This is a genomic window from Sphingobacteriales bacterium (assembly GCA_016699615.1).
Classification (GTDB): Bacteria; Bacteroidota; Bacteroidia; order Chitinophagales; family JADIYW01; genus JADJSS01.
In genome coordinates this window covers 2,793,556-2,819,456 of sequence record CP064984.1, presented here as the reverse complement: position 1 = coordinate 2,819,456, position 25,901 = coordinate 2,793,556, and the positions used below count along the sequence as shown (strand labels likewise).

The window sequence follows — 25,901 nt, the reverse complement described above, 5'->3', positions numbered from 1 at the left end:
CTAATTTAATAATATATTTTGATCTTGTCAAATCTTATTTTCACAATATATCTAAACTGCCCAATCCTTCTCTCAGTACAGAAATTTCGTTTTTTGAGCAATCTATAATTGTTGAAGGCACAATTCCTCCAATTCCACCATCAATTACTATATCTACTTGATGTTTGAATCGTTCATATATTTCATATGGTTCTGTGATATAATCTAGTATTTCATCTTCGTGGTGTATAGATGTGGACAACATTGGGTTGCCTAAATTTTCTATTAATGAATTTACAATCATACTATCTGGTACTCTTATGCCTATTGTCTTCTTATTATTCTTAAATAATTTTGGAATATTATTATTTGCATCTAATATAAAAGTGTATGGACCAGGCAATGCTCGCTTCATTAGCCTAAATACTGAATTGTCTATTGTTTTGGTATACTCACTAATGTGACTTAAATCTTCGCATATCATAGAAAAATTCATTTTTTCGGGTTTTACACCTTTTATTCTACAAATTTTTTCTACTGCATTTTTATTATAGATATCGCAACCTAAACCATATACTGTATCTGTTGGATAAATAATTATTCCACCATCTTTGAGCACACTTACAACTTGCTTTATTTTTCGTATATCAATATTATCTGGGTTTATTTCTATATACATTGCACTATAAAGTTAATGCATTTATAGCTACATTGTAGATTTACTTTCTATGGTTGTGTATTTATTTTTTATCCTTAAAAATCTTTTTTCAAAAAATTCATAAGATATGTAAGATAAAATTACTGTTAATGAAATACACAATATATATATCACAATATAATTTATGACATTATTACTTTTAAATACAACTATTTTTGAAATCCAAATGGCAACCAATGGATGAATGACATAAATACCGTAAGATATTTTACCAAAAAAATCAAATATCTTATGTTCTAAATTGATAATTCTATTTTTCTGCTCAATTTGACTAATAATAATCATACATGTAACAAATGTCATTAATTCATGACTAATGAAATAGGAGAATTTATATTTATTTACAAACATAAGTACAATTATACACCATGAGAAAATCTGTGTAATTAAGTGTGTTGCTATGCTTATAAATAATTTATATTTGTCAAAGTATAATATTGCTGATATTGCTCCAATAAGCATACATTGAAACCTACTTGAGTCTATAAAAAAATACATAGTTGAACTATATGCATATTTGCTTGCTGTGAAATAAAAAATTAGTTTGAACAACATAATTACAACAAACAACGCAGTTGAAGCAAGCAAAATATGTTTTGTACGTTTAATGAAGTTTGGCCAAAATAAATAAAATTGTTCTTCTACACCTAATGACCAATAATGTGTGATGAATGGAATTGCTTTTCCTAATAAAAATGGGATATTCGCCATCAAAAATATATAGAAAAATAGTTGCTGTTTATCAAAATCAATTTTTAGTATAAATAAACTTATAATAGACAAAATCAAATACAAATAATACAATGGCCATATTCTTAATATTCTGCGCATATAGAATTTTTTGATATTTATCTCTCCTATTTTCTTTTCTTGTAATAATAAATAAGTGATTAAAAAACCACTGATGCCAAAAAAAATACTTACACAATACAACGCAATTCTATGAATGGCAATATTTCCGCCATGTGCATTACCAAATATATGTGGATTGAGCCCAAACAAATACAAACCTTGTGTAATATGTGTAAATAAAACACCTAATGCCGCAATTGCTCGCAAACCATTTAAGCCAGAAAAGTATATTGGTTTCAAATTAAAGACAATCTATTTACAAAATAGAAAAAATAAGTCATTCAGAAAATATCAATATTGAATTACGCAATGTACTTTTTGTATATTTTCTTTTCGTATAAATGCGAAACCCATTTCGTAGATATCAATAGTTACAGTTACTTTCTCGTGGTTTTTAATAAACTGCCATGCTTCTTCCATTTCTTCGCTCCAATGTATGTCATCTATTGCAATTACTGTATCGTTGTGACAATAGTTTAAAATTGTTTTGAAATAATCAATTACTGCTGATTCTCTGTGGTTGCCATCTATAAAAATGAAATCAAATTTTTCTCCATTTGCTTGGTTGATAGTTGGTAGAACATTATCAAATTTATCAACAATTGATTGGATATTTTTTAGTCTTAATTTAGAGAAATTTTTTTCAGCTATTTCTGCTGTTGCTTTACAACCTTCAATAGAAATCACTTGTACATTGTCGTGCGCAGATGCTAAATAACATGTTGTTATGCCTAATGATGTACCCAATTCTAAGATTCTATTAGCCTTAAAATGCCTAACTAGCATAAACAATAATTGCGCATGCTTTTCTTTTTTTAGACTTATTTTTGCTATGTCTGAAATTTTTCTTTTGTTTGATGTGAATTTTTTTGATCCAGCACCAAAATCTTCTATCTCTATAATTGTTTGGTCTTCTAGTAACTGATTTCTAACTTGTTCTATTCGTTCAAAATCTTGGTAGTTTAGTTGTTTCTCAAAAACTTCAGTAACAATATTGTACAAAAACGGTGAATGAATTTGATATTTAGTTTTGGCTTCCCAAAGGTAAGTTAGGTAAGATTCGATTCTATAAAATATGTCTTCCATTCAACAAAAATAAGCAAATATTTAGACCTAAGATAAAATAAATTATGGTCTAAAATAAAACTCGCCAGTGATAGATGAACTGTACCATGGCATTTGTGTTGGAATGCTTTTCTTTACATCACCAGCAACGCCTTTTAGTACTTGCTCTATTGTAAGACTTGGTTTTTTTAATTGTGATAATAATGCTGTTGTATATGGTGAATTGTAGCCAGAACCATCCGAAGCTACGTTTCCTGGATTGGTAGAAAATGATATTATTGTGCCTTCTGGTGCATTTAATGATGCTAATCCATTTCCATTTGTACTTCTATTCCAACTTCTTTCAAATGGATTGTTTCTACACGCATCAAGCATAATGATATTCATAGAATTTTTGGCAACGTCCATTTTTGCAAGCATTTGATTGACGTTTACGCATTCGTATTGCAAGTCTTCTTCACCATAAATTGATGCATCAATAGGAATAAGATAGTTCTCTCCTTTTGATTGAATACCATGCCCTGCGTAAAACACTAATCCAATTCCTTTGTGTCCTGCTATGTCAATTCCAAATTGTTTTACGGCTTCGTTCATTTGCTTTTTATTTGCATTAACCAACATATTTACTTTAAAGCCACATGCTTGCAATGACTTTGCCATTTCTTCTGCATCGTGTGCAGGATTTGGTAGCTTACCAGCACTAACATAATTCCCATTTCCAATTACTAATGCAGTTCTACTTTCATTAGAATTTGAATTATTAAAACTTAATGAATTGTATATAGAATTTTGATTATTATTATTATTACTTGCATTATTGTTGGTTGTAGTTGTTGTATTCGTTTTTGGAGTATTTGTAGTTGTGTTTGTATAAGTATTTGTGCTAGTCGTTTTTATTTCTACTTCTGCCAAATTCATGAATATTTCATCTTGATTATATACAGAAAACTTATATTTTCCAGCTTTCTTAAATGTATAATCCATGTAAATTGTTTTCTGTGCTGGTAAGGTTACAAATTCTTTAGTTTCGACAAAATCTGCATAATCAGTTCCTGTCCATATATCTACAATTACTTTATTTGTTTTGATTTCTTTGTTTTGTTTATATACTAAAGTTAGTTTTTTCCCAGTACTTGGTATTGTGTAAGAAGAAATTTTACTTGATGTACTTGATGCTGTTTCTGAGAAATAGGCTTCAGAGCCGTCATAATACCATGTTGTAATATCTTCTTGATATTTTGATGGTTCGTTTGTTTTTGTTGTTTTGTATTTAATAGTTGCGTATACACTTGCTACTTCACTACCATCAATTGCTGCACTAAGTTTGTACTCTCCTGTTTCTTTAAAATTGTAATCGAATACTGACCAGTTTTTTCCATTATTTTCAAATGTTTTGGTATCGTAGGCTACATATTTTCCTGTTGTGTTTTTTTTGTCTACATAGAGTAATGTTGTTTTATTCATTTTTGAACCATTGTCGTACAACACATAAACCCATCCACCTTTTGAGTTATTTTCAATGTTCCAAACTGTATTTATTCCTATCGGTTTTCCGTAATCATCATAAGATTCGCATAATGAAATACTCTTTTTAGTATCTACAACAACACCATCTGCAAAGTTTACTGTAACAATTGATGACGCTTGTTCTCCTTTTGAGTTTACAGCAGATATCTTATATTTTCCACCTTCAGTAAATGTATATTTATATGCTGACCATGACTTGTTATTAGTTTCAAATGTTTTTGTATCAAAAGCTACGTAATCATCTTCGTCTTCATCATATTTATCGACATACAACCAATATGTACCTGACATTTTTGTACCATTATTGTACACAACATATACATATCCTCCACCTTGTTTTATATCCCAAGTTTCATATACTCCAGATGGAACTCCTGTTGTTAAATTGTAATCTGAACATGTGACAATTTTTTGTGAACTGTTGTTTGAGTTGTAACTACTTTTTGAAGTTTCAGAACTCCCATTTTTCTGGATGGTAACATATGAAGTTGCTAAATACTCAGTATTTTGAACTGCTGATACTTTGTATTCTCCTGGATCTTTAAATGGAAAGAAAAAATTGGAAAACTTACTGCCACTTTTTACATCAAATTTTTCTGTACCATAAGCAACATAATCATTGCCTTTGTCTTTTTTATCTACATATAAATAAAGTGTACTATTTTTATTAATAGTTGAATTCCCATTCTTAAATAAAATATTCACTAGATTTGCTTCGTCTGTGATATTCCAAACAGAATATACGCCTGAAGGATTACCATAATCATCACTACTTTGGCAAAATGTAATACTTGCATCGTTAGTTTTTGTTGTAGTTGTGGTAGAATTATTTTTAATTGAGATATTTGTATAGGTAGTTGCTAAAGTTTTTCCATCTTGGTATGCCATTATTTTGTAATCTCCAGCCTCTGTAAATTTATAATCATAGACAGAAAATTTATCGCCTGACTTTACTGTAAATTTTTCAGTTGCATATGCACCATATTTTTTTGTGTCTTCATAATACTTATCAATATATAACCACAGTGTATTATTCGTTTTTATTGATGATGAGCCATTGGTATATAAGATATAAACATAGCCACCAGTGGAACTAATTTCCCAATTTGCATTTATTCCAGATGGAACACCAGAACTTGAATAAGATTCACAGAGTACGATTTTTTTAGTTACTGGTTCTTGTGCATTCGTTGTGTATTGGTTTGTTAAGAAAAAACTTAACAAAATAAGTACGATTAAATTTTTCATAAAAAACAATTTGTAATTGCAATTTATAAAATATTATTAAATTTTAACATGTAAAAGTGTTAAAAAATGAAAAGGAGTGTTAATTAATACACTCCTTTTAAACATTTTCTGAGAAATTTATTTTTTAGTAGTAAGTCAACCTTTGAACTTTACCTATGTATTTTGCTAATCTTACAACTTGTCTAGTATAACCATATTCATTATCATACCATACATATAATACTATAGATTTGTTGCTTGGTGCTAATAATGTAGCATTTGAATCTACTATTGATGCATGCGAATTGCCAATACAGTCAGTTGATACTAATTCTTGTGATGTAGAAAAGTCTATTTGCTCAACTAATTCACCATGTGTTCCAGCTTCTTTTAGAATATTATTTACTTCTTCTATAGAGTTTGCCTCAGAAGCTAAATTTAAATTTAGAATTGCTAATGAAACATCTGGAGTTGGTACACGTACTGCATTTCCTGTAAACTTGCCCGCCATTTCTGGAATTACTTTAGTAATTGCACTTGCTGCTCCTGTTTCTGTGATAACCATATTCATTGGTGCAGAACGACCTCTTCTATATTTTTTATGGTAATTATCTAGTAAGTTCTGGTCGTTTGTGTATGAGTGTACAGTTTCAACGTGTCCACTTTCTATACCATATTTATCTTTTATTACTTTAATAATTGGAGATATTGCATTGGTTGTACAAGATGCTGCTGTAAAAATTTTAAAGTCATCTTGTTTGTAGCTTAAGTGATTAACACCATATACTATATTTGGTAAGCTACCTTTTCCTGGAGCTGTTAATAATACTTTATCAATACCATTTGCTTTTAAGTGGTTGCTTAGTTTTTCTTCATCACGCCAAATACCAGAGTTGTCAATTAATAAAGCATTTTGAATGCCATATTTTGTATAGTCAATTTCAGCTGGATTGTCTGCTGCAATCATATGTATTACATTGCCATTTGCAATAAGTGTTTTATTTTGATAGTCTTCAGTAATAACACCTCTAAATTTTCCATGTACTGAATCTTTTCTAAGAAGTGATGAGCGTTTTTTTATTTCATCATCTGAGTTTCCACGAGTAACAATTGCTCTAAGTCTCAACTGCTCTCCTTTTCCATGTTGTTGAATTAATTCTCTAGCTACTAATCTTCCTATTCTACCAAAACCGAATAATACTACGTCTTTTGGTTCTATAACACGTTTATCTTTACCTATGTAGTTAGCTAATTTGCTGGCAACAAAATCTTCATATGAATTGTTAAAGCTAGCTTTTTCTGCTAACCACTGTCCACCTAAAGTAGATAAATCTATTCTTGTTGGAGCCAAATCTAATTGTTCAATAACTTTTGATATATTTAAGAAATCTTCAATAGTTATATTGGTATTTAGATATTTATTGGTAAACTCTTTGTTGTTTAATATTTCAGTAAACCTTGCATCTGCAATGTTTCTTCTAAAAATTGTTAGTTCAATATTTTTTTCTAACCAAAGTTTGCCAGCAATGTTAATCAATTCAATTGCTTGCATTTCATTTTGTTTCCAATTGCTCATAATAAGTTAAGTATGTAATTTATTTAATTAAATTGTTCTGAATTGTTAAAACTAATTATCCACCTAAATAATTTTTCAATAATTTACTTCTTGAGGTAGCTCTTAATTTGTTGATGGCTTTGTCTTTTATTTGTCTAACTCTTTCTCTTGTTAAACCAAATTTGTCGCCTATATCTTCTAATGAAAGTGGATGTTCTATACCTATTCCAAAATAGTAAAGCAATACATCTTTTTGTCTGTCTGTTAATGTATTTAAAGAACGTTCTATTTCTTTTCTTAGTGAGTCTGTGTATTCAACGCCATAGTCTGTGCTGGGTGCACTAGTATTTTCCAATACATCTAATAATGAATTTTCTTCACCTTCTTGGAATGGTGCATCAACAGAAACGTGTCTTGCAGCAACACCTAAAGTTGTTTCTACTTCTTCTCTGGTAATTTCAAGCATTTCTGCCAATTCTTCTGCAGATGGTTCTCTTTCAAACTCTTGTTCTAAGTTTGAGAATGCTTTGTTGATTTTATTTAATGAACCAACTTTGTTTAATGGTAATCTTACAATTCTAGATTGTTCAGCCAATGCTTGTAAGATAGATTGACGAATCCACCAAACTGCATATGAGATAAATTTAAAACCTCTTGTCTCATCAAATCTTTGTGCTGCTTTAATCAAGCCTAAGTTTCCTTCGTTGATTAAGTCACTTAATGTCAATCCTTGATTTTGATATTGTTTTGCCACAGAAACCACGAATCTTAAGTTGGCTTTAGTTAGTTTTTCTAATGCTATTTGATCACCAGCTTTTATTCTTTGTGCCAAATCAACTTCTTCTTCTGGTGTAAGTAATTCTACTTTTCCAATTTCTTGTAAATATTTTTCTAATGACTGACTTTCTCTGTTGGTAATGGATTTTGTAATCTTTAACTGACGCATAAAACTATTGTATTATTATATTTTTCTTAGAAGACTGCGAATTTAATCTATTTCTTTATAAAAATCAACATTTTAACATTATTAAAACATGAGAAAATGACTAAATTAGCACAATATTTCTGTATGCTCAAAAAACTGGATGCTGTAATTGCCAAATCTTATGTTTTGCCTTTGATGGTCACTTATTTTCTGACCACATTTGTTTTTGTAATGCAGTTTTTGTGGAAATACATTGATGATATTGTTGGGAAAGGTTTGGAACTGAATTTAGTGTTTAATCTAGTAATTTTGTTTGCCATCATTATTTTGCCAATGGCATTACCATTAGCTATTTTACTTGCGTCAACAATGGTAATGGGAAACCTTGCAGAAACAAATGAGCTTACTGCATATAAATCTTGTGGTGTATCATTGCTCAGAGTAATGCGTAGTTTGATTGTTATTTCTATATTTATGGCAATCTTTGCTTTTTACTTTTCTAATAGAATTTCGCCATATGTAAACTTGAAATTCTTTACACTTTTATACGATATTCGGAAGCAAAAGCCAGCATTAGACATAAAAGAGGATGTTTTTTACAGAGGCATCAGTAGTTTTGCTATTAAAATAGATAAAAAAGGAAAAGATAACCAAACCTTATATGGTATTTTGGTCTACGACCATTCTTCTGGAAGTGGTAATGATGTTATTGTTACAGCAAAAAAAGGTGAAATAAAGTTGAGCAATACTGGACAATATCTGATTTTGACATTGTACGAAGGCAATCAATATCAATTTCAACAAAGAAAAAACAAACAAGACAACTCAAAAAAAGAAATGACTAAAATGTATTTCAAAAAATGGAGAAAGATATTTGATTTAACAGAGTTTAAAATGCAACGTACAGATGAAAACCTTTTCAAAACAAATTATGTGATGTACAATACTGAGCAGCTCAGATATTTGGCAGATTCTGTGCAAAATGAAATAAACTTAAGTTATAATGAAATATCAAACAATACTAAAAGCAATTTTATAATATTCAGAAATAATAATACAACAAGCATAGATACAAACTCAATCAATCTAAAAAATATTTATGCTAGAAAGCTAAACTCAAATATTACAGAAAATTCTTTAAATAGTGCAAACAGCATTATTGCAAGCATCAATTCATCAATAGATAGTTTAAAGTGGAAAAGCGATAATAAAACTCAATATTTAATAGAATGGTACCGTAAGTTTAGTTTATCATTTGCATGTATTGTATTGATGTTGATTGGTGCAGTAATGGGCGCAATTGTTCGCAAAGGTGGTTTTGGGTTTCCTGTACTAATTTCAGTTTTATATTTTGTGGCGTTTCACTTTTTTAATGTTATTGGCGAAAAGCTAGCCAAATCTGCTGTCTTGCCAACTGCTGTTGGTATGTGGCTATCTACAATAGTACTATTGCCTATTGCTGTGTTTCTAACTTACAAAGCACTAAATGATTCTGTAATTTTTAAAACAGAAGGATATCAAAATCTAGTGAGAAAAATATTTAAGAAAAAATGATAGCAATTGTATGTTTTCTGGTATTTCTAATTCTGATAACATACGTATTTTATCCAGCTACAATTATATTATTATCAAAAAACAAAAAGACCAATTCACTAGGTGATGTTGAGTATAACAACATAAATATTATTATACCAATTCACAATGAAGAAAAAGTAATTGGGCAGAAATTAGCATCTATTGCTGCATCAGATTATCCAGCAGACAAAATAAAAATACATATAGGATTGGATATTTGCACAGACAATTCATTCAATATAATCAACCAATATGATGATAGGTTAGATATTCAAAAACACATTTACAACGAGCGTATTGGAAAGCCGAATATCATCAACGAAATTACAAAAACATTAATAGCACAAGATGATATTATACTATTTACAGACGCAGATATTATCTTAGAACAAGATACCATAAAAAAAATAAATGCAGCATTTAATGATGCTTCTGTTGGCATTGTTGATGTGCATCTAGAAAATATTTCTTCCAAAAATATTGAAGAAAATACCTACAACACGCTAGAAAATAAAACTAAAAAAGCAGAAGCATTACTATTCAATTTATTTCAAGGTGCATCAGGTGCTTGTTATGCAATTAGAAGAAAATATTTCAAGCCAATACCAAATAATTTTTTGGTAGATGATTATTTCATCAGCATGAATGTATATCTACAAAATGGCAAAGGCATTTTCCTTGATGATTGCATTGTGTACGAACATAAAACAACAACTATTGAACAAGAATTTAATAGAAAAAAAAGAATAGCAGCAGGCAATTTTCAAAATATGTGGCATTTCAAAGCATTATTTTTCACACCATACAAGGCTATTGCTTACACATTCATAACGCATAAATTATTACGATGGCTCACACCATTTTTTCTAATATTTATTGTGGCTTATCTACTAATAAATTATACATTAATTATTTTTGTCTTAACACTCATTTTATCCATGCTTGCATTTCTTTTAGCTATATTTGGTGTAAAATATAACCTAATTAAAATCGTTAGTTATTTTCTAATCATGCAATTAGCAATTTTACTTGGGTTTATACAATTTTTAATTGGAATTAAATCAAATATCTGGCAACCAACACCAAAATAATACCATGACATTAGACACTATAGAAGCTGCAATTGAAGATATAAAAAATGGAAAACTTATTATAATTGTTGATGATGAAGACAGAGAAAATGAAGGTGATTTTGTAACAGCAGCACGCAATGTAACACCTGAAATTATCAACTTTATGGCAACACATGGAAGAGGTTTAATTTGCGCACCTATCGTAGAAGATGAATGCGATAGATTAGGCTTCGAGATGATGGTAAATAGCAATTCTTCTCACTTTGATACACCATTCACAGTTTCTATAGATTTGATTGGAAATGGATGCACAACAGGCATTTCTGCATCAGATAGAGCAAAAACAATACAAGCATTAATTAGTCCAGACAGCAAAGCATCAGACTTTGGCAAGCCAGGACATATATTTCCATTAAAAGCAAAAAAAGAAGGCGTACTTAGACGCACAGGACATACAGAAGCTACTATAGACATTGCTCGACTAGCTGGATTTGAGCCAGTTGGTGTATTAGTAGAAATAATGAATGAAGATGGCACCATGGCACGCATGAATGATTTAGCTGAAATTGCTAAAAAATTTAACCTCAAAATTATATCAATAAAAGACTTAGTAGCATATAGGCTAAAACACGAAAAACAAATAGAACGTGTTGTAGAAGTAAATATGCCAACAAAATATGGCGATTTTAAATTAATTGCATACAAAGCACAGCCAGATGGCGAAGAGCATTTTGCATTAGTAAAAGGAACATGGGAAAAAGATGAACCAGTGATGGTGCGTGTACATTCATCATGCATTACAGGCGATATTTTAGGCTCATTGCGTTGCGACTGTGGCGATCAGCTACACCATGCTATGCAAATGGTAGACGATGCAGGAAAAGGCGTAGTACTATATATGATGCAAGAAGGTAGAGGAATTGGTTTTTTCAATAAGCTGAAAGCCTACAAATTACAAGAAGAAGGAATGGATACCGTAGATGCGAACTTAGCATTAGGTTTCAAAGCAGATCAAAGAGATTTTGGTATTGGCGCACAAATATTAAGAGATTTGAATATTTCTAAATTGAAACTAATTACAAACAACCCAAAAAAACGTGCAGCATTAGATGGTTATGGATTAGAAATTGTAGAAAATATTCCAATTAAAATAACACCAAACGAACACAACGAAAAGTACTTGCAAACTAAGCGAGATAAAATGGGGCATCAATTAGATAAATCATAATACCTATTGTATAGCATGAAAACTTTAATGTTAGATAATTACGATTCGTTCACGTACAATATAGTACACTACATAGAATCTTTTGATGTAGTGGTAGATGTTTTTAGAAATGATAAAATTGCACTAGATGCAATAGATGAATATGATAATATCATACTATCACCAGGACCAGGCATTCCAGAAGAAGCAGGTATCTTATTACCATTAATAGAACAATATGCAGCAACAAAAAAAATATTGGGCATCTGTCTTGGTCATCAAGCAATTGGCCAAGTATTTGGAGCAACATTGTACAACGTAGGACAAGTTATTCATGGCAAATCAAGAAATACAATTATAGTTAATGATGATGCCATATTTGATGGTATTTCAAAAAACTTTGAAAGCGGAAGATACCATTCATGGGCAATAAAAGATGTAGTAAGTCCTTTGCAAATTACAGCAACAGATGATGCAGGCATAGTACAAGCCATAAAGCACGAAACCTACAATGTACGTGGTGTACAATTTCATCCAGAAAGCGTGATGACACCAGAAGGAAAAAAGATAATAGAGAACTGGCTGTTTAAATGCTAATATCAATTAGTATTTTTGATAAAAATGTTTGGGGCATTAGCTCAGCTGGCTAGAGTGCTTGACTGGCAGTCAAGAGGTCATCGGTTCGACTCCGATATGCTCCACCAAAAATACCACATTGTGCAACAGCTACGCCTGTTAGCTGCTGCCATTCTTCTTCGTCTTTATTAGTTTGTCTAAATCTTTCATTGTTAGCCAAGGTCTTTTTTTATGAACCATTCTGTGGCAATTAGCACATAGCATCGCAATGTCTTCAACTTTGGTTTTATGGTCACTTGACATTTCGCTTACTGCAATTGTATGGTGTCCTTCAATGAAGTCTTTACCAATCTGTCCGTATGTTTTTTCAAAGTCAAATCCACAAACTTGGCAATATAGTCGTCCTTTCAGTTTTTTAAACTTCTCTTTTGCAAGGGAAATTACTTGGCTATTTCTCTCTCTGGCTTTATGTGTCCTTTCAACAATTTTTCCTTCTGGAAATTCGTCTATCAAGTCTTCATTGTTTTCAAAGTCCTGGTCAATTTCTAATTGCCAAAACTTTCTTGGTGCACCAAATGAGCCTTTGTCACTTGGTTGGATACCAAGTCGGTTGCAATACTCCAAATACTTCTCATTTAACTTGTCGTTAGGTAGTGGCATTGCTTCTAAAATTTTAATGATTGCTTTATTGGTTTCTCTCCCATCTTTTACGTCTGAAGCCGAATGTTTATCGAGTTTATTGTCTATGTAACCAATAAACCTACTTGGTGCAAATCGCAATTCTCTGTCAATTTTATATGCTACAAAACAAGTCCCACGTTTAACTAATGACTTTGCTTCATTTGCTGAATAGTCGTCACCTTCGGTTAAATATCCTTCTAAGGTGTCAATGTTTTTGATAAGTTGATTTTTATTGTTTATCAGTCTCATTCTTGTTTTGTTGTCGTCTCTTTATGGTTGCAGCTAACAGTTGGGTTTATATGCGCTACTGCGTAGCGTTTATTTATGTAAATATAAAGTATTTTATTTATAATGTATCAAATGGTGATATAATATTTTGAACACTATTTGTACTTACATGCGTATATATATCAGTCGTTTTACTGCCTTAGCCTTTGTTGGTGTTTAGCATAACCTAGCTCCAAGCGTTGGCATGCGTCACCAACAAACTATCTTGCCTATAAACTACACATCACCATGTGTTAAAAAAATCCAATCATTTTCATTCAATTCATAAAATTTTGCACTACTGTATTTATACTCTTCAGGTAACAAACACAAACCTGCCTTTACAGGATTGTTATGTATATACTCTAACTTTTGTTGGTACACATGCTCACTTCTCAATTCTATACTTAATGAATTGCGTTGCCAAACCTGATGTTTTCTGTCTTTCAAATTTACCAAAAGTTCTTCTAATAAAACTGTGTTTTCTTCTTTTAACTTCTTTAATAATTGATATGCTGTAAATTTTAAAAAATCTCGTTGTACATCTTCTCTTTTATTGCCTTTTTGTATTTGCCATATCAAATGAAAATGATTGCTCATAATTACAAATGCATGTACTTTTATTCTATTCTGATTGGCTAAAAATAATAAACTGTCTGTAATAATATCTTTATAACGATCTTCTGTTAATATGGGTTTCCATTCATAACAAGTAGTGGTTATAAAATCAGGATGATATTCTTCAATTGAAGTTACTTTCATTTAGCTAAAATAAATACAATTTTGATATGATGTTGGCGGTAGTGTATGTTGTTGGTGACGCTTGCTTACCCTAATGCCTTGCTAAGCTAAACACCAACAACGGCGAGTTATTGATATATTGTATGTGATATAATTCCTAAGTATAAAAGATATTAGTAAAAATATCCTTAATCTTCACTTAGAATCAATTTCTCAACGGTGGTGCTTATAAATGAATAGCCTAAGCCAAATATTAATGCTGCTAACCATCCATTTAATGTGCCAAATGTACTAAATCCATCAAGAAAATAATCTGCAATTTTTATAATTCCTGCACTAATTACTAAAGAAAATAATCCCATTGTTAAACATGTAATAGGTAATGAAAAAAACTTTAATACTGGCTTTACAAATGTATTAAGTACGGCAAGTACTACTGCTAGTTTTATTGCATCTACTGTGCTTGCTACCGAAACACCAATATTTAGCATAGGCAAAATGTATGCTAATGCAATAATGGCTGCAACATTAATGGCGAATTTTACTATTAAGTTCATATTGTTGATTTTTTATTTATTATTAAAATTGTTCTTCTGTAATTTCTATCGTTGTTCGTTTAGTTGATTTTAATCTAATTAATAATGCTTCTGTTTTTGGTAATTCGTATTCAAAATAATATTCTAAACATTTTAATTTACCTAATAGAAAATCATTATTTGTATCATTTTTTAATTTTTCTATTGCAATATTACTCATTTTCAACCATTGCCAACACATTATCATTATGCCCATTAATTCTAAATATAATGTAGCATCACTTAGATATGCCTCAACGCCTTCTTTTTGTGCTACGCCAACCAAATGAATAGTTAACTCTTGCAATTGCACCATTTTCTTTTCTAGTTGTAGCGCATATTCTTTCGTTTGTTCATGTGCTTTTGCCTGATTGATTTCTTGCATCACTTCTTGCATCAAAAGCATGGTTGCCTTACCATTTTGCAACATCACTTTTCTGCCTAATAAGTCTAAACCATGAATTGCAGTTGTGCCTTCATGCAAAGTATGTATTCTGGTTTCTCTCATGTATTGCTCTGCAGGAAAATCTTTTGTAAAACCATAGCCACCATAACATTGCAATGCTGTGCTTGTGCTTAAAATACTTGTTTCTGATGGATAAGATTTGGCAACTGGCGTAAGCAATTCTAATAATAAATGATTTTTTTCTTTTTCTTCACCTTCTGCAATTTTACTCAAATCATGGTAAATACTGCATTGCAGTTCTAAGGCTAATGCACCTTCTGTAAATGCTTTTTGAAACAACAGCATTCTTTTTACATCTGCGTGTTGTATAATTGGAACTGGTGAATTAAGAATATTTTTATCTTCTATTTTTCTTCCTTGTTGTCTTTCTTTGCAATATTTTAGAGCAGCATAATAACTTGCAGTAGAAATTGATGTTGCATGTAAGCCAACAGATATCCTTGCTTCATTCATCATTTGGAACATATATGAAAGTCCTTTATGCTCCTCGCCTACCAAATAACCAATACAATCATCATTTTCACCAAACATTAAATGTGTAATTGGCGCACCTTTGTAACCCATTTTATGATATACACCAGCAGTTGCTACATCATTATATTCTAATTGATTGCTTGTATTGATTCTTTCTCTTGGCACTACAAACATAGAGATACCTTTTGTGCCAGCTGGTGCACCTTTTATTCTTGCTAATAGTAGATGAATTACATTGTCTACACCATCATGGTCTCCACAAGAAATAAATATTTTCTGTCCTTTTATTTTGTATGTACCATCTGCTATTTTTTCTGCTGATGTTACAATATCGCTTAATGAACTTCCTGCATTTGGTTCTGTAAGTGCCATTGTGCCTTGCCATTCGCCAGCAAACATTTTTGGTATATATGTTTCTTGTAGTGTTTTTGATGCAAAACTTTCAATTAAATGAGCTGCACCAGAAGTTAATCCAGAAAATGCAGTAACAGAATAATTGGCACAACCCATTATGAAACTTGCGGCAATAGAAATTGTCATAGGCATTTGCAAACCACCAACTTCGTTTGATGCAAAAGTATTAATCCAGCCACCTTCGCCACAAATTCGCATTATTTTTTTTATATTTGGATGTACACGTACTCTTCCATCAATTAATTCTGGTTGTTTTCTGTCCATTTCTACCCAAATTGGAAAAAAATGTTCTTTACACAATTGTTCTGTAGCATCTAAGAATAAATTAATAGAATCTATATCATGAGCATTAAAATATTTATAGTCTAAAAGTTGTTTTACATTAAATACATCGTGTAATAAAAAATGAAGATGTTCTTTAGAATAAAATTGATCTCCAAGAAATACGTTATTTGTCATTTATGAATTTGATTTTTAAAAGATTATAAATATTTCTTTAAAACTGCTTCTTTTTGTTTGGATATTGCTGCAATTTCAGATTCTAACACTTTTATTTGTTCTTCAATTTTCTCAATTTCAGCAACTATTTTTTGTTGTTCGGAAAGTGGTGGAAGTGGAATTTTAAAATCTTCTAATTGTTGTTTAGTGATTGCTTCTCTTGAAGTTGCACCATCTCCAATTTCTAATAATAGATTTTTATAAATTTCCGACACTAAAACTGTTTGAACATATTTTGGCAAAGCTTTTTCTGTAACTCTAATTATTGAAACATGTTGATTTACTCTTGCTGGTAAATATTTTTCAGGAACTATACAGCATCTACAAATTGATGCACCTGTAATATTGAATAAAATGTCATTTTTTCAACTGTTACACCTTTTAATTTTTCTGCTTGAACTTCATCAATAAAAGCTAAACCTTTTTCATGAAACTCATTATCATACACATTTTGGCTACGAATTAATGAAATTCCACTTTCTTTATAAGAACCTTCTCCACCAAGAGGTGTTGCTCCACTTCTTATTTTAGAAGTAATATTTGATAATGAAGTTAAATCACCTGAAACTTTTGAAATTACATTTTTAATATTTTCTTTTTGTTTTTCAACCTCCTCCTTCGCTTTCTTTTCATTTACTTCTAAAACTTCAATTTCAGAAACAATTTTTTGTTGAATGTCTAATGGTGGTAGTGGGATTTTTAAAGAATTAAAGGTTTCAATTTCAAGATTTTTTTGAGCTACACCTTGCCCACATAAATAAACTATTTCTTGGTTTAAAAATAAAAACTGATTTAAGTATTCTTGATTTAAAATGTTTGAATTTGCAGTATTTAAAGTTAATCCAGAATCATTTAAGAAAAATTTTCCTGAAATATATCTTACACATTTTGGAGACATTCCAAATCTTGATATGATAAATGTGTCTTCTCTGTTAAAATTATCTGACTTGAAAGTTTCTCCGCCACCACCATAAACAGGATAAATTGTTCCTTGTTCAGACTTTTTTACAATTCGTGTTCCGTAATTAATTTCAGAAACTTCTCCAAGTTTTCTTACTTCCCACTTACTTTCAATTTTTACTTTTTTTTTAACCGAAAGCGAAATGTTTTTTTCAAATTCTACTCGGTCAAAGGTCATCATATCTACTAAGTTGTGGCGAGAAACATTGTTTTGCATAGTTTCATCAATTTCAAAATCAAAATCACCTGCAAAAGCTTTGTAGATATAGGTGCTTGCTTTGCTTGGGTTATCAAAAACATCGGCATCAAATAGTTGTGTACAATCTTCTATGTTTTTGCCTCGCTGTATTGGGTGTATGCCTTCGCTTCCTCTTCTGGAGCTAAACTCGTAACCCAAAAAGCGTTTTTCGGCATCTTTTTCGCCACTTTTCACCAATACCACTTTTTGCGGATACGCTATTATGAAATAAAATAGTTTTTCTGCTTCTCTTTCTAAAAGCAAATTCCAAAATGCTGCGTCGTTTTTAGCTTTTAGTTTCTTTTGGTATTCTTTGTAAATTTCGTGTTCGGTAATTGCTTTGTTTGGTTCTTTTTTTAATAAAGAAATATAATCTTCAAAAGAAATATTTTCCCAAACGTGGTTTATGTATTTTGAATAAGGTCTTTCAATATAATTTTCTCCAAACTTTATGGTTACATCTTGAAAATCGGTAAAGAATTTATCTACAGCAATTTTTAAATTTCTGCTTTCGTAATTGTTTCTTCTTCTTAAAAATAAGGTGACGGTATTGGTTCCTGTCGCCATAAAGGTATTGCTGCCTAATTCGGTAATGGCAACAATATCAAAAAAATGTAAAATTAGTTCACGCGATTTGGTGTAAATACCCGTATTGCTCAATATAGAACTTGGCAAAATGATTCCGGCAACACCGCCATCTTTTAGGAGTTGTTTGGTGCGTTCTATAAACAAACATTCAATTTCCGAACTGTTATCCGTAAGTTTATCATACAGTTCAAAATCTTCATCTTTATAAAATTGTCTTGCAGCATTTTTAAAAGCAGAAACGGAGTATGGAGGATTTGAAACAATTATGTCAAATTGTTTATTTTCCTGTTTAAAGTTTTTGTCAATTATCCCTAATTTGCCTTTATAGTCTTTATGACTAAAATTAGCTAAACCATCCGAATGAATTACGTTTGCCAAACCATCTCCATGCAAGTAACAACCGACTTTGCCCACTTTAACTAAACGATAATCTTTTTCGATCCCATAGACATAATCAAACGCCCAATCAAAATGAAATTCTTTTGCTTGTTTGATAAAGCGTTTTACTTCAGCTTTTACTTCTGGAAAATCATTGTTATCTATTATTCTTTGCACTTCGTGCATGGTTTCTGTTAAAAAGTGTCCGCTTCCTGCTGCATAATCAATTACATAAGGTAAATATTCATTCTTTTCGCCTTTATGTAATTTTTCTTTTATGATTTTATCAATAGGTAAACTTTTAATCACAAATTGAGCTACAGGAACAGGCGTAAAAAACTGACCTGATTCTTGTTTTAATCCAGTAGTTAAAAGCAACTCGAAGAAATCGGATAAGTATTGTTGTTTTTTGGTATATCTTAATTTATAACCCTGTAACAGTTCAACTATCTCTTTTACCACAACTGCATTGTCATAAAAAGATTGCTCATCATAAACATCCTTAATCGCAAATTCATTGTTTTTTTCTAAACGAACTTTTCTAAATTCTTGTAAAATAGGTATCCTTTGTTCTTCGGTAAGAAAAGAATATCTGTTATTAAATTCAGATTCCGAAAAATCAGTAACATTTTTTTCCAAAAAAGCTTTCATGCCTTTTTTATACAAATCCGTTAAACGAATTTGGAAAGTTACATGAGTATCTCTTTCATAATGAACACCTTCGCAAGTAAAAGGAGATTCAAACCATTGAAATTCTAACTCTTTATCTGTTTCTTCTTTGTCCTTCTCATCATAGATTTTACAAAGAAACAACGTAAAAATTCTATTAAAAGCATTTCCTTTATCAGAAACCACATTGTGCCGTAAAATTTCAAGAAAACGATTGAAAATAAAACTACTGTCTTCTTGCTTTATTTCTTCTAAATCATTTATTGTTAAAGCTTTACTTTCAAAATTATATGGATTTACCCAAGTATCAAAAACACCATTGTCTTTGGTAAGTTTACTCCATTTGTCATAAAAATCTTTTACATCACCCGATCTGTAATCGTCCTCAATTTTTACTATTTCGTTTCGGTAAACAATTTCTTTTCCTTTTAATTCTGAAGCATAAAGCATAATCACATCGGCTTTATTACTAAATTTAAAATAAGTAAAGAGTTGTCCGCCATCTTTTTTCATTCGGGTAAATTCTTTTTCAAACTCTTTGCCATAAGTTTTACATTCTATTAAAAGATATTCAGAACCATCATTACGACTAACGCAAATATCTAATCTACCCGAAGTTCCGTGACCAGCTCCCCAAGTTTTTTCTAATGTAATATTTTCAGGTTTATAGCCCTTTTCAAGAAGTCTGTTTACACATTCAAGAACAACAAAGTTTTCTGCTTGTGAAAAATTTTGGGTAGTTTTGCTTTCGCAAATTATTTTATCTCCGTAGTTAATAATTTCTTTTTCAAATTCTATTTCTATAACATAGCCATCTTGATATTTTTTTATAAAAATATCCTTTGCATTTTCTTTAGGCTGAAAACCAATATACTTTATGTAGCTTGTTACATTCATTTTATTTCCTATCTTAGATTATAAATTTAAAATTTACAACAGACATTCAAAACTCATAAAAATAGAAAATATTATGCAAATATTCTACTAACCGAGTGTTGATAAAATTACATAACTAAATATACTTCTTCAAAATCTCATCAACACGTTTTTCTACAGCAGCATTTTTTTCTAAAACTGGTGCATGATGTGGTTTGATGCGTGCATCTATAATCAAAGTATCACAACACCAATGTTTGTTTTCAAAATGCTCATTAATACCATACAAATCATGCGATGGATTGCTTCGTGTAAACGTTACCCAAAGAAAATTAGCAAAATCTTTCGCTAAAAAATCAGCATCATCGCAAATAACAATCAATGGAAGTCCGCTGTCCACTGTCCACTGTCCACTGATTTCTTTTATAATACTTTCTACTGTGGACTGTCGTCTGTCGTCTGTCAACTCAACAGCAACAATTCCTTTTGTTACTAATCTTGGATTTTTAAATCCTGATGGTAAAACAAAATCTTTAGGTAATTCACTCAATAAATCTCTTTTCTTTTCGCCAGCTGCAGCAATAATTACTTTGCTTCCTGTGTTCAAGCCATCGCCACTATAATCTAACGTATCTATCGTTGTTTTTGTTTGAAAATGTATATCTCGAGATAAATCTATTCTTTCTAAAATATGCTGGAAGAACTTTTCTTCTTCGTGTGTTTTCAACGTTTCATCGTCACTCTTATCTGCAATAAACAAGAATTTTGCTAACGACAATTGCCCTGTTCCTAAAATATGATTTGATATGGTTAATAATTCCTGAGGTCTTTTTTCTTTGTAATAAGGTGTGTAACGCTCACTACCAATGGCTAATAATAATGGATGTACACCAGCAGCATCTACCGCATGCACTTCATGCACACCAGGAATTTCTGTGCTAATGGCAGAGCCAGTCATTTCGTGTATCATGTTGCCAAAAGCAGTATCTTCTTGTGGTGGACGACCTACGACTGTAAAACTCCATATTGCATTTTTCTTAGCATATACATTTTTTACACGCATCAATGGAAAATCATGTTTTAAAGAATAATAGCCTAAGTGGTCGCCAAATGGACCTTCTGGTTTATTCTCATTTGGATATACATCGCCAGTAATTACAAAGTCGGCATCGGTGCTTAAACAATAACCTTCTTCATCATACATATATCTAAAACGTCTGCCGCCTAATGCACCAGCAAAGGTCAACTCAGATAAATCTTCTGGCAATGGCATAACTGCTGCAAAAGAATGCGATGGCGGTCCGCCAATAAACACAGATACTTTCATCGGTTTGCCTAATTTATTCCATTTGGTTTGATGTACACCAATACCTCGATGCAATTGATAGTGTAATCCGATTTCTTTATCTTGAATATAATCGTTGCCAGAAAGCTGAATACGATACATGCCTAAATTAGAATGCATAGCACCTGGTTTGTCTGCATCTTCTGAATACACAATTGGCAAGGTAACAAAAGCGCCACCGTCTTTTTCCCAACAATGGATTTGTGGTAAATCGGAGATTTTTATTTTCTCAAAAGAATGCGACGATACTTTTTTAGGTAATGCTTTCCATGCAGCCAATGCCACGCCAATATTTTTGAAAGGTTGTTTAATAGCACTCATTGGATCTGATTTGAGTGCAATCATTTTTTTTACATTTGGCAATGTATCTCTAAAAATAAAATTGCTACGTTCTGTAGTGCCAAATAAGTTAGACACTGCTTGATATTTGCTGCCTTTTACTTTTTCAAATAAAATAGCTTTCCCTTTTGCTTCGTGAATGCGCAAATGGATAGCCGCCATTTCTAAATAAGGATCTACTTCTTCTTTAATACGAATTAACTGTCCTGATTTTTCTAAATCATCAATGCAATCTTGTAAGGATGTATAAGCCATAATTAGAAAACAAAAATAAACTATTTATGTTGGAAGTGGAAAGTTAAGTAGTAATAAATATTCTAATACTTGTTTTTTAAAACTACGAACTTAAAAACCACATTGTGCAACAGCTACCACTGTTGGTGGCTGGCTTTAATATTCAATCCATTTTTTTATGTCATTAATAATTTTGCCAGTATTTTCAATTACATCTTTTCCTGTATATCTTAAAACTTGAAAACCTAACTCTTGAAGTTTTCTATCAATGTTTCTATCTCGTTGTGCCTGTTCTTCTGTTCTTTCGTGATAAGTGTGTCCATCTGTATAAACGCACAATTTGGCTTGTCGTTTTTCAATATAAAAATCTACAACTGTCAAAACTTCTTTAAAGTTATTGTTTTCATCTCCGTATGTTTTTCCTTCAATTGAAATATTTTGTCCATGCCAATTTAAAGCATATTGAGTTTTAAATCTAATATACGTTTTTGAAAGTTCTAAATATAATTGTCTTTCTAATGGGCTTTGTAATACAAACAAACATTCTTTACATTTGAAAGTCAACTTAAAATCACAGTTCTGGCAAAGTTTATCTTCTTTATAATATTTGTCTACAATTTTTGCTTTTTCATTTGAGATTTTTAAAACTTCTGCTGTTGTTGTTGTTTCAATAAGTTTGTCAATTTCGTTTCTCAATTTGAGTAAGTCATCTCTATCACACATAAATGTTTTTTCCCATTGCTGACCTTTCTCTGTCAATTTAAATAAATATTTTACAGTTTCATTTATTTCATTTTCTGAAAATCTTATTTGGTTTTCAACTTTAATTTTTTCAATGCTTATTGGAATTCGTCCCATATTTTTTTATTATATCTATTTAGTTTGCTATCTCGTTAAGCTTGCCACCAATTTGATTATATGTGTGGCAAAATCACACATATACAGCCATATTAGGAATATTTGTGTACAATCTAACCATACTTTTTTTTTCAAATATAATTAAATAAATTTATAAATAATCAAAGGGATTCTATATTTTTAATACTCTTGTATTTGTTTATTTGTACCAAGCAATCACTACCTTTATTTTGCAATCCGATTATTTGTAAGAAAATCTATTTCCCTTTCATTACTTCTGCCAAGGCTTCGTATTTTGCTTTGCTTATTGCTAATTCGTTTTCTAGTTGTGCAATACGTAGGTCTTTGCTATCGTCTATGCTAACATTGTTGGTGTAGGTACTGGCAATTGTAATGCTGTTTTGTATATTCGTCTTTTTATATAAAATATTTTTAACATCTCGCCTGTATTAGGTGCTGTTGTATTTGCTGTTTGGTATTTTTGTGCTTTCATAATAAAAAATTTAAAAATAAATTTTATCAGCCTAAGTCGATGTATATATACTGCTTATACTATATTTAACTACGTATTATGCTATATTCAACTACGTATTAAGCTGTATTAATTATGTATTAGGCATGGTTAAATACTGTATTATACGGTGTTTTGTATTTTTATTAGATATTATAAAAAAGATGATTCCTCTTTACTTACTTTTTTCTTGATAAAACATGTCTATTTACTTTCTTTGCCTTGATACAAAGAAAGTAACAAAGAAAAATCAAGGCTTACGAAAAATCACACTAAAAATATTCGTCTTCGCTAAAAGTTTTTAAACTTGTTCTGCTTCTTCCAAAGCAGAACTTCAAACAGCAAAACTTTTTTTTACGCTCGACGCTTATTTTCTTAACGCTATTTTTCTAATGCCGTGGTGGTCGGCGGTCTACAGTTGACAGTCAGCTAGACTGTTATTTATCATTATATTTTTTATTGTAATTCTAAATGTAGTTCCTTTTCCTTCGGTAGATTCTTTTACAAATATTTTTCCTTTGTGGTAGTCTTCAATTATTCTTTTAGATAATGCTAAGCCTATTCCCCATCCTCTTTTCTTGGTTGAGTAGCCTGTTTTAAATACATCTTTTATATTTTTATTGGCAATGCCTTTGCCAGTATCTATTACATCTATTAGTATATCTTCTTTTTCTTGTGCAACAAATATTGTTATTTTTCCATTTTTGTTCATGGCATCTAAGGCATTTTTCAATAGATTTTCAATAACCCATTCAAATAATTGGATATTAATATTGGCATACAATTCGGTATTTGCATTATTGATGACTTGAAACACAATAGAATGTGCTGCACGCATTTTCATATAGGCTACATTTTGTTCAAGTATAGGAATAAGATTTTGCTTGGATAATTCTGGTGTAGAGCCAATTTTAGAAAATCTATTGGCTACAAGTATCAGTCTATTGATGTCTTTGTTCATTTCATCAGCAATCAGTTTATCATCTTCTTCATTGAGTTTATCTTTTAATAACTCAATCCATGCAGATAGTGATGAAATGGGTGTTCCTAATTGATGAGCTGTTTCTTTTGCCAAGCCTACCCACACTTGATTTTGTTCTGCTTTTCTAATGGATGAAAATGCAATAAAGCTTACTAAGAAAAATAAAAACACCAAGAATAATTGGTAATATGGATAATTCTTTATTGTTCTTAACAAATCAGAATCTTTATAGTATAAAAAATGTTTTTCGTGCTCATCAATCAATATATTTATTCTATTGTCTTCTAGTTTTTGCAGCTCATTTTTTAAATAGTTTTTATTCGATGTGATGTTTGAATCGTTGAAGTTTTTGTATGCAATAATATTATTTTGTGCATCTGTCCAGATAATAGGAATATTTTTATTATTTTTTATTTTCTCAAGTGCATAAGTTAGTTCATTTTCTCCTGCATCTGAACTATTCAATATTTTATAAGCGTTAGCTAGCTCATTAGCTTGTTCAATCTCTTGATTTTTAATACTTGATGCAACTTTTTGTGTGTAACCAACAGAAAAAATAATGATTAGCAATGCAAAAAATAATAGACTAAATTTATTGAAAACATACTGAAACATGCCCAATTAGATTAAAATGAATTGTAAGATAATTTTTTTTGAGAAAAAATTTGTTTTATTCAGAAATAAAATTGTATATTTGCACTCGCTAAAGCAAAAGGGCGTTTAGCTCAGCTGGTTCAGAGCACCTGCCTTACAAGCAGGGGGTCACTGGTTCGAATCCAGTAATGCCCACAAAAAAAGGAGATAGTTTAATCTATCTCCTTTTTTTTATCTATTTAATACTTCAGATTTTTCTATTCATTAAAAAAATCTACAACATTTATTATACTTAATAGTATGAATATAATAAAAACAAATACATCTTAACTCAAAAATAATTAGTAACTAGTTTTGTCTTGTTTTGATGCCCATTTTTCAAATACAGGTATTGCTTCCTTTTGCATTAATTTGATGAATTTTATTGCTCTATTATCAATTTCTTTTTCAAGTTCATCATATATAAATTGGTCATCAAAATTAATTTGAGCTGCATCTTTTTTAGTACATGCAAAATAAACCATTTTGGGTCTAGCCCAATATATTGCACCAAAACACATTGGACATGGTTCGCATGAAGTGTATATTGTGCATCCATCTAATTGGAATGAGCCAAGTACTTTCGTGCTTCTCTAATGGCAATAACTTCCCCGCCTTTGTTGGTTTTAACCAACAAAGGCGAAGGAAAAAAATAGGTAATGGCATTAATACGTGTAAGAGTAAATTGAATTTTGTCAAAAAACTGATACTCTTATCCTGCAAGAAATCTTCTAATTGTTCAGTTTTGTAACCATTTTCTGAAAGATATAAATTTATCACTTCATCTATTTTGTTTTTTTTCATTTGAGGAAAACAAGAGTTTTAGAATCACAATATTGATTATAAATCCAGAAGAGAATATTTCTAAAATTATATCAATATTAAAAATAGTATT

The 25,901-nt window shown here is 30.7% G+C and carries 20 protein-coding genes, 2 tRNA genes and 1 pseudogene; 6 read left to right on the top strand and 17 right to left on the bottom strand.

Annotation, left to right across the window (positions count from 1 at the left end; all coding sequences use genetic code 11):
* Positions 1-40 precede the first annotated feature (40 nt).
* The 6 genes from IPK18_13455 to IPK18_13430 form a co-directional block, all read right to left on the bottom strand.
* Positions 41-658 carry a threonylcarbamoyl-AMP synthase gene (locus IPK18_13455; protein ID QQR97817.1) on the bottom strand — a complete coding sequence of 206 codons (618 nt, stop codon included), beginning with the start codon at positions 656-658 and terminating at the stop codon, positions 41-43.
* A gap of 27 nt (positions 659-685) precedes the next feature.
* Complete coding sequence (locus IPK18_13450; protein QQR97816.1) at positions 686-1,789, bottom strand: acyltransferase; 1,104 nt, start codon at positions 1,787-1,789, stop codon at positions 686-688.
* A 51-nt stretch (positions 1,790-1,840) separates the two neighbouring features.
* Positions 1,841-2,635 (bottom strand): class I SAM-dependent methyltransferase, encoded by a 795-nt coding sequence (locus tag IPK18_13445; GenBank protein QQR97815.1) that lies wholly within the window; start codon positions 2,633-2,635, stop codon positions 1,841-1,843.
* Between the two features lie 42 nt (positions 2,636-2,677).
* Entirely contained in the window at positions 2,678-5,389 is a 2,712-nt protein-coding gene (locus IPK18_13440) for a caspase family protein (protein ID QQR97814.1), read from the bottom strand.
* Positions 5,390-5,513: 124 nt separating this feature from the next.
* The gene (locus IPK18_13435; protein QQR97813.1) at positions 5,514-6,944 is read right to left on the bottom strand and encodes a glyceraldehyde-3-phosphate dehydrogenase; all 1,431 of its coding nucleotides are present in this window, start codon (positions 6,942-6,944) and stop codon (positions 5,514-5,516) included.
* 55 nt (positions 6,945-6,999) lie between these two features.
* Complete coding sequence (locus tag IPK18_13430) at positions 7,000-7,869, bottom strand: RNA polymerase sigma factor RpoD/SigA (protein QQR97812.1); 870 nt, start codon at positions 7,867-7,869, stop codon at positions 7,000-7,002.
* A gap of 96 nt (positions 7,870-7,965) precedes the next feature.
* Here IPK18_13430 and IPK18_13425 point away from each other — a divergent pair, with 96 nt between their 5' ends.
* The 5 genes from IPK18_13425 to IPK18_13405 all read left to right on the top strand — a co-directional run bounded on the left by IPK18_13425 (position 7,966) and on the right by IPK18_13405 (position 12,407).
* Positions 7,966-9,402, top strand: coding sequence for an LptF/LptG family permease (locus tag IPK18_13425; GenBank protein ID QQR97811.1), 1,437 nt, complete (start codon positions 7,966-7,968; stop codon positions 9,400-9,402).
* Complete coding sequence (locus tag IPK18_13420) at positions 9,399-10,514, top strand: glycosyltransferase (GenBank protein ID QQR97810.1); 1,116 nt, start codon at positions 9,399-9,401, stop codon at positions 10,512-10,514. The genes IPK18_13425 and IPK18_13420 overlap by 4 nt, the downstream gene beginning before the upstream one ends.
* Positions 10,515-10,518: 4 nt before the next feature.
* Complete coding sequence (locus IPK18_13415; GenBank protein QQR99358.1) at positions 10,519-11,724, top strand: bifunctional 3,4-dihydroxy-2-butanone-4-phosphate synthase/GTP cyclohydrolase II; 1,206 nt, start codon at positions 10,519-10,521, stop codon at positions 11,722-11,724.
* Positions 11,725-11,739: 15 nt separating this feature from the next.
* Complete coding sequence (locus IPK18_13410) at positions 11,740-12,300, top strand: aminodeoxychorismate/anthranilate synthase component II (GenBank protein QQR97809.1); 561 nt, start codon at positions 11,740-11,742, stop codon at positions 12,298-12,300.
* Between the two features lie 30 nt (positions 12,301-12,330).
* Positions 12,331-12,407: transfer RNA gene (locus tag IPK18_13405), tRNA-Ala, on the top strand.
* 31 nt (positions 12,408-12,438) lie between these two features.
* On the opposite strand, the gene IPK18_13400 is transcribed toward IPK18_13405, so the two are convergent.
* The 10 genes from IPK18_13400 to IPK18_13355 all read right to left on the bottom strand — a co-directional run bounded on the left by IPK18_13400 (position 12,439) and on the right by IPK18_13355 (position 24,988).
* Entirely contained in the window at positions 12,439-13,209 is a 771-nt protein-coding gene (locus tag IPK18_13400; GenBank protein QQR97808.1) for an HNH endonuclease, read from the bottom strand.
* Between the two features lie 255 nt (positions 13,210-13,464).
* Entirely contained in the window at positions 13,465-13,989 is a 525-nt protein-coding gene (locus IPK18_13395; GenBank protein ID QQR97807.1) for a transposase, read from the bottom strand.
* Between the two features lie 167 nt (positions 13,990-14,156).
* Positions 14,157-14,525, bottom strand: a complete 369-nt coding sequence (locus IPK18_13390; protein QQR97806.1) for a phage holin family protein — start codon at positions 14,523-14,525, stop codon at positions 14,157-14,159.
* Between the two features lie 22 nt (positions 14,526-14,547).
* Positions 14,548-16,356, bottom strand: coding sequence for an acyl-CoA dehydrogenase (locus tag IPK18_13385; protein QQR97805.1), 1,809 nt, complete (start codon positions 16,354-16,356; stop codon positions 14,548-14,550).
* Between the two features lie 23 nt (positions 16,357-16,379).
* Positions 16,380-16,751 carry a restriction endonuclease subunit S gene (locus tag IPK18_13380; GenBank protein QQR99357.1) on the bottom strand — a complete coding sequence of 124 codons (372 nt, stop codon included), beginning with the start codon at positions 16,749-16,751 and terminating at the stop codon, positions 16,380-16,382.
* Positions 16,706-20,125 (bottom strand): N-6 DNA methylase, encoded by a 3,420-nt coding sequence (locus IPK18_13375; protein ID QQR97804.1) that lies wholly within the window; start codon positions 20,123-20,125, stop codon positions 16,706-16,708. Before IPK18_13375 ends, IPK18_13380 begins: the two co-directional genes overlap by 46 nt.
* Positions 20,126-20,240: 115 nt before the next feature.
* Positions 20,241-22,043: a UbiD family decarboxylase gene (locus IPK18_13370; GenBank protein QQR97803.1), complete on the bottom strand. Its 1,803-nt coding sequence runs from the start codon at positions 22,041-22,043 to the stop codon at positions 20,241-20,243.
* 135 nt (positions 22,044-22,178) lie between these two features.
* Positions 22,179-22,880, bottom strand: coding sequence for a DUF559 domain-containing protein (locus tag IPK18_13365; GenBank protein ID QQR97802.1), 702 nt, complete (start codon positions 22,878-22,880; stop codon positions 22,179-22,181).
* A 355-nt stretch (positions 22,881-23,235) separates the two neighbouring features.
* Positions 23,236-23,373, bottom strand: coding sequence for a hypothetical protein (locus tag IPK18_13360; GenBank protein ID QQR97801.1), 138 nt, complete (start codon positions 23,371-23,373; stop codon positions 23,236-23,238).
* Between the two features lie 430 nt (positions 23,374-23,803).
* A complete protein-coding gene (locus IPK18_13355; GenBank protein QQR97800.1) occupies positions 23,804-24,988 on the bottom strand; it encodes a HAMP domain-containing histidine kinase in 1,185 nt (394 codons plus the stop codon).
* A gap of 99 nt (positions 24,989-25,087) precedes the next feature.
* On the opposite strand from IPK18_13355, the gene IPK18_13350 reads away from it, so the two are divergent.
* Positions 25,088-25,162: transfer RNA gene (locus tag IPK18_13350), tRNA-Val, on the top strand.
* Positions 25,163-25,308: 146 nt separating this feature from the next.
* Here IPK18_13350 and IPK18_13345 read toward each other — a convergent pair.
* Positions 25,309-25,697, bottom strand: a pseudogene (locus IPK18_13345) (nucleoside deaminase).
* Between the last annotated feature and the right edge of the window lie 204 nt (positions 25,698-25,901).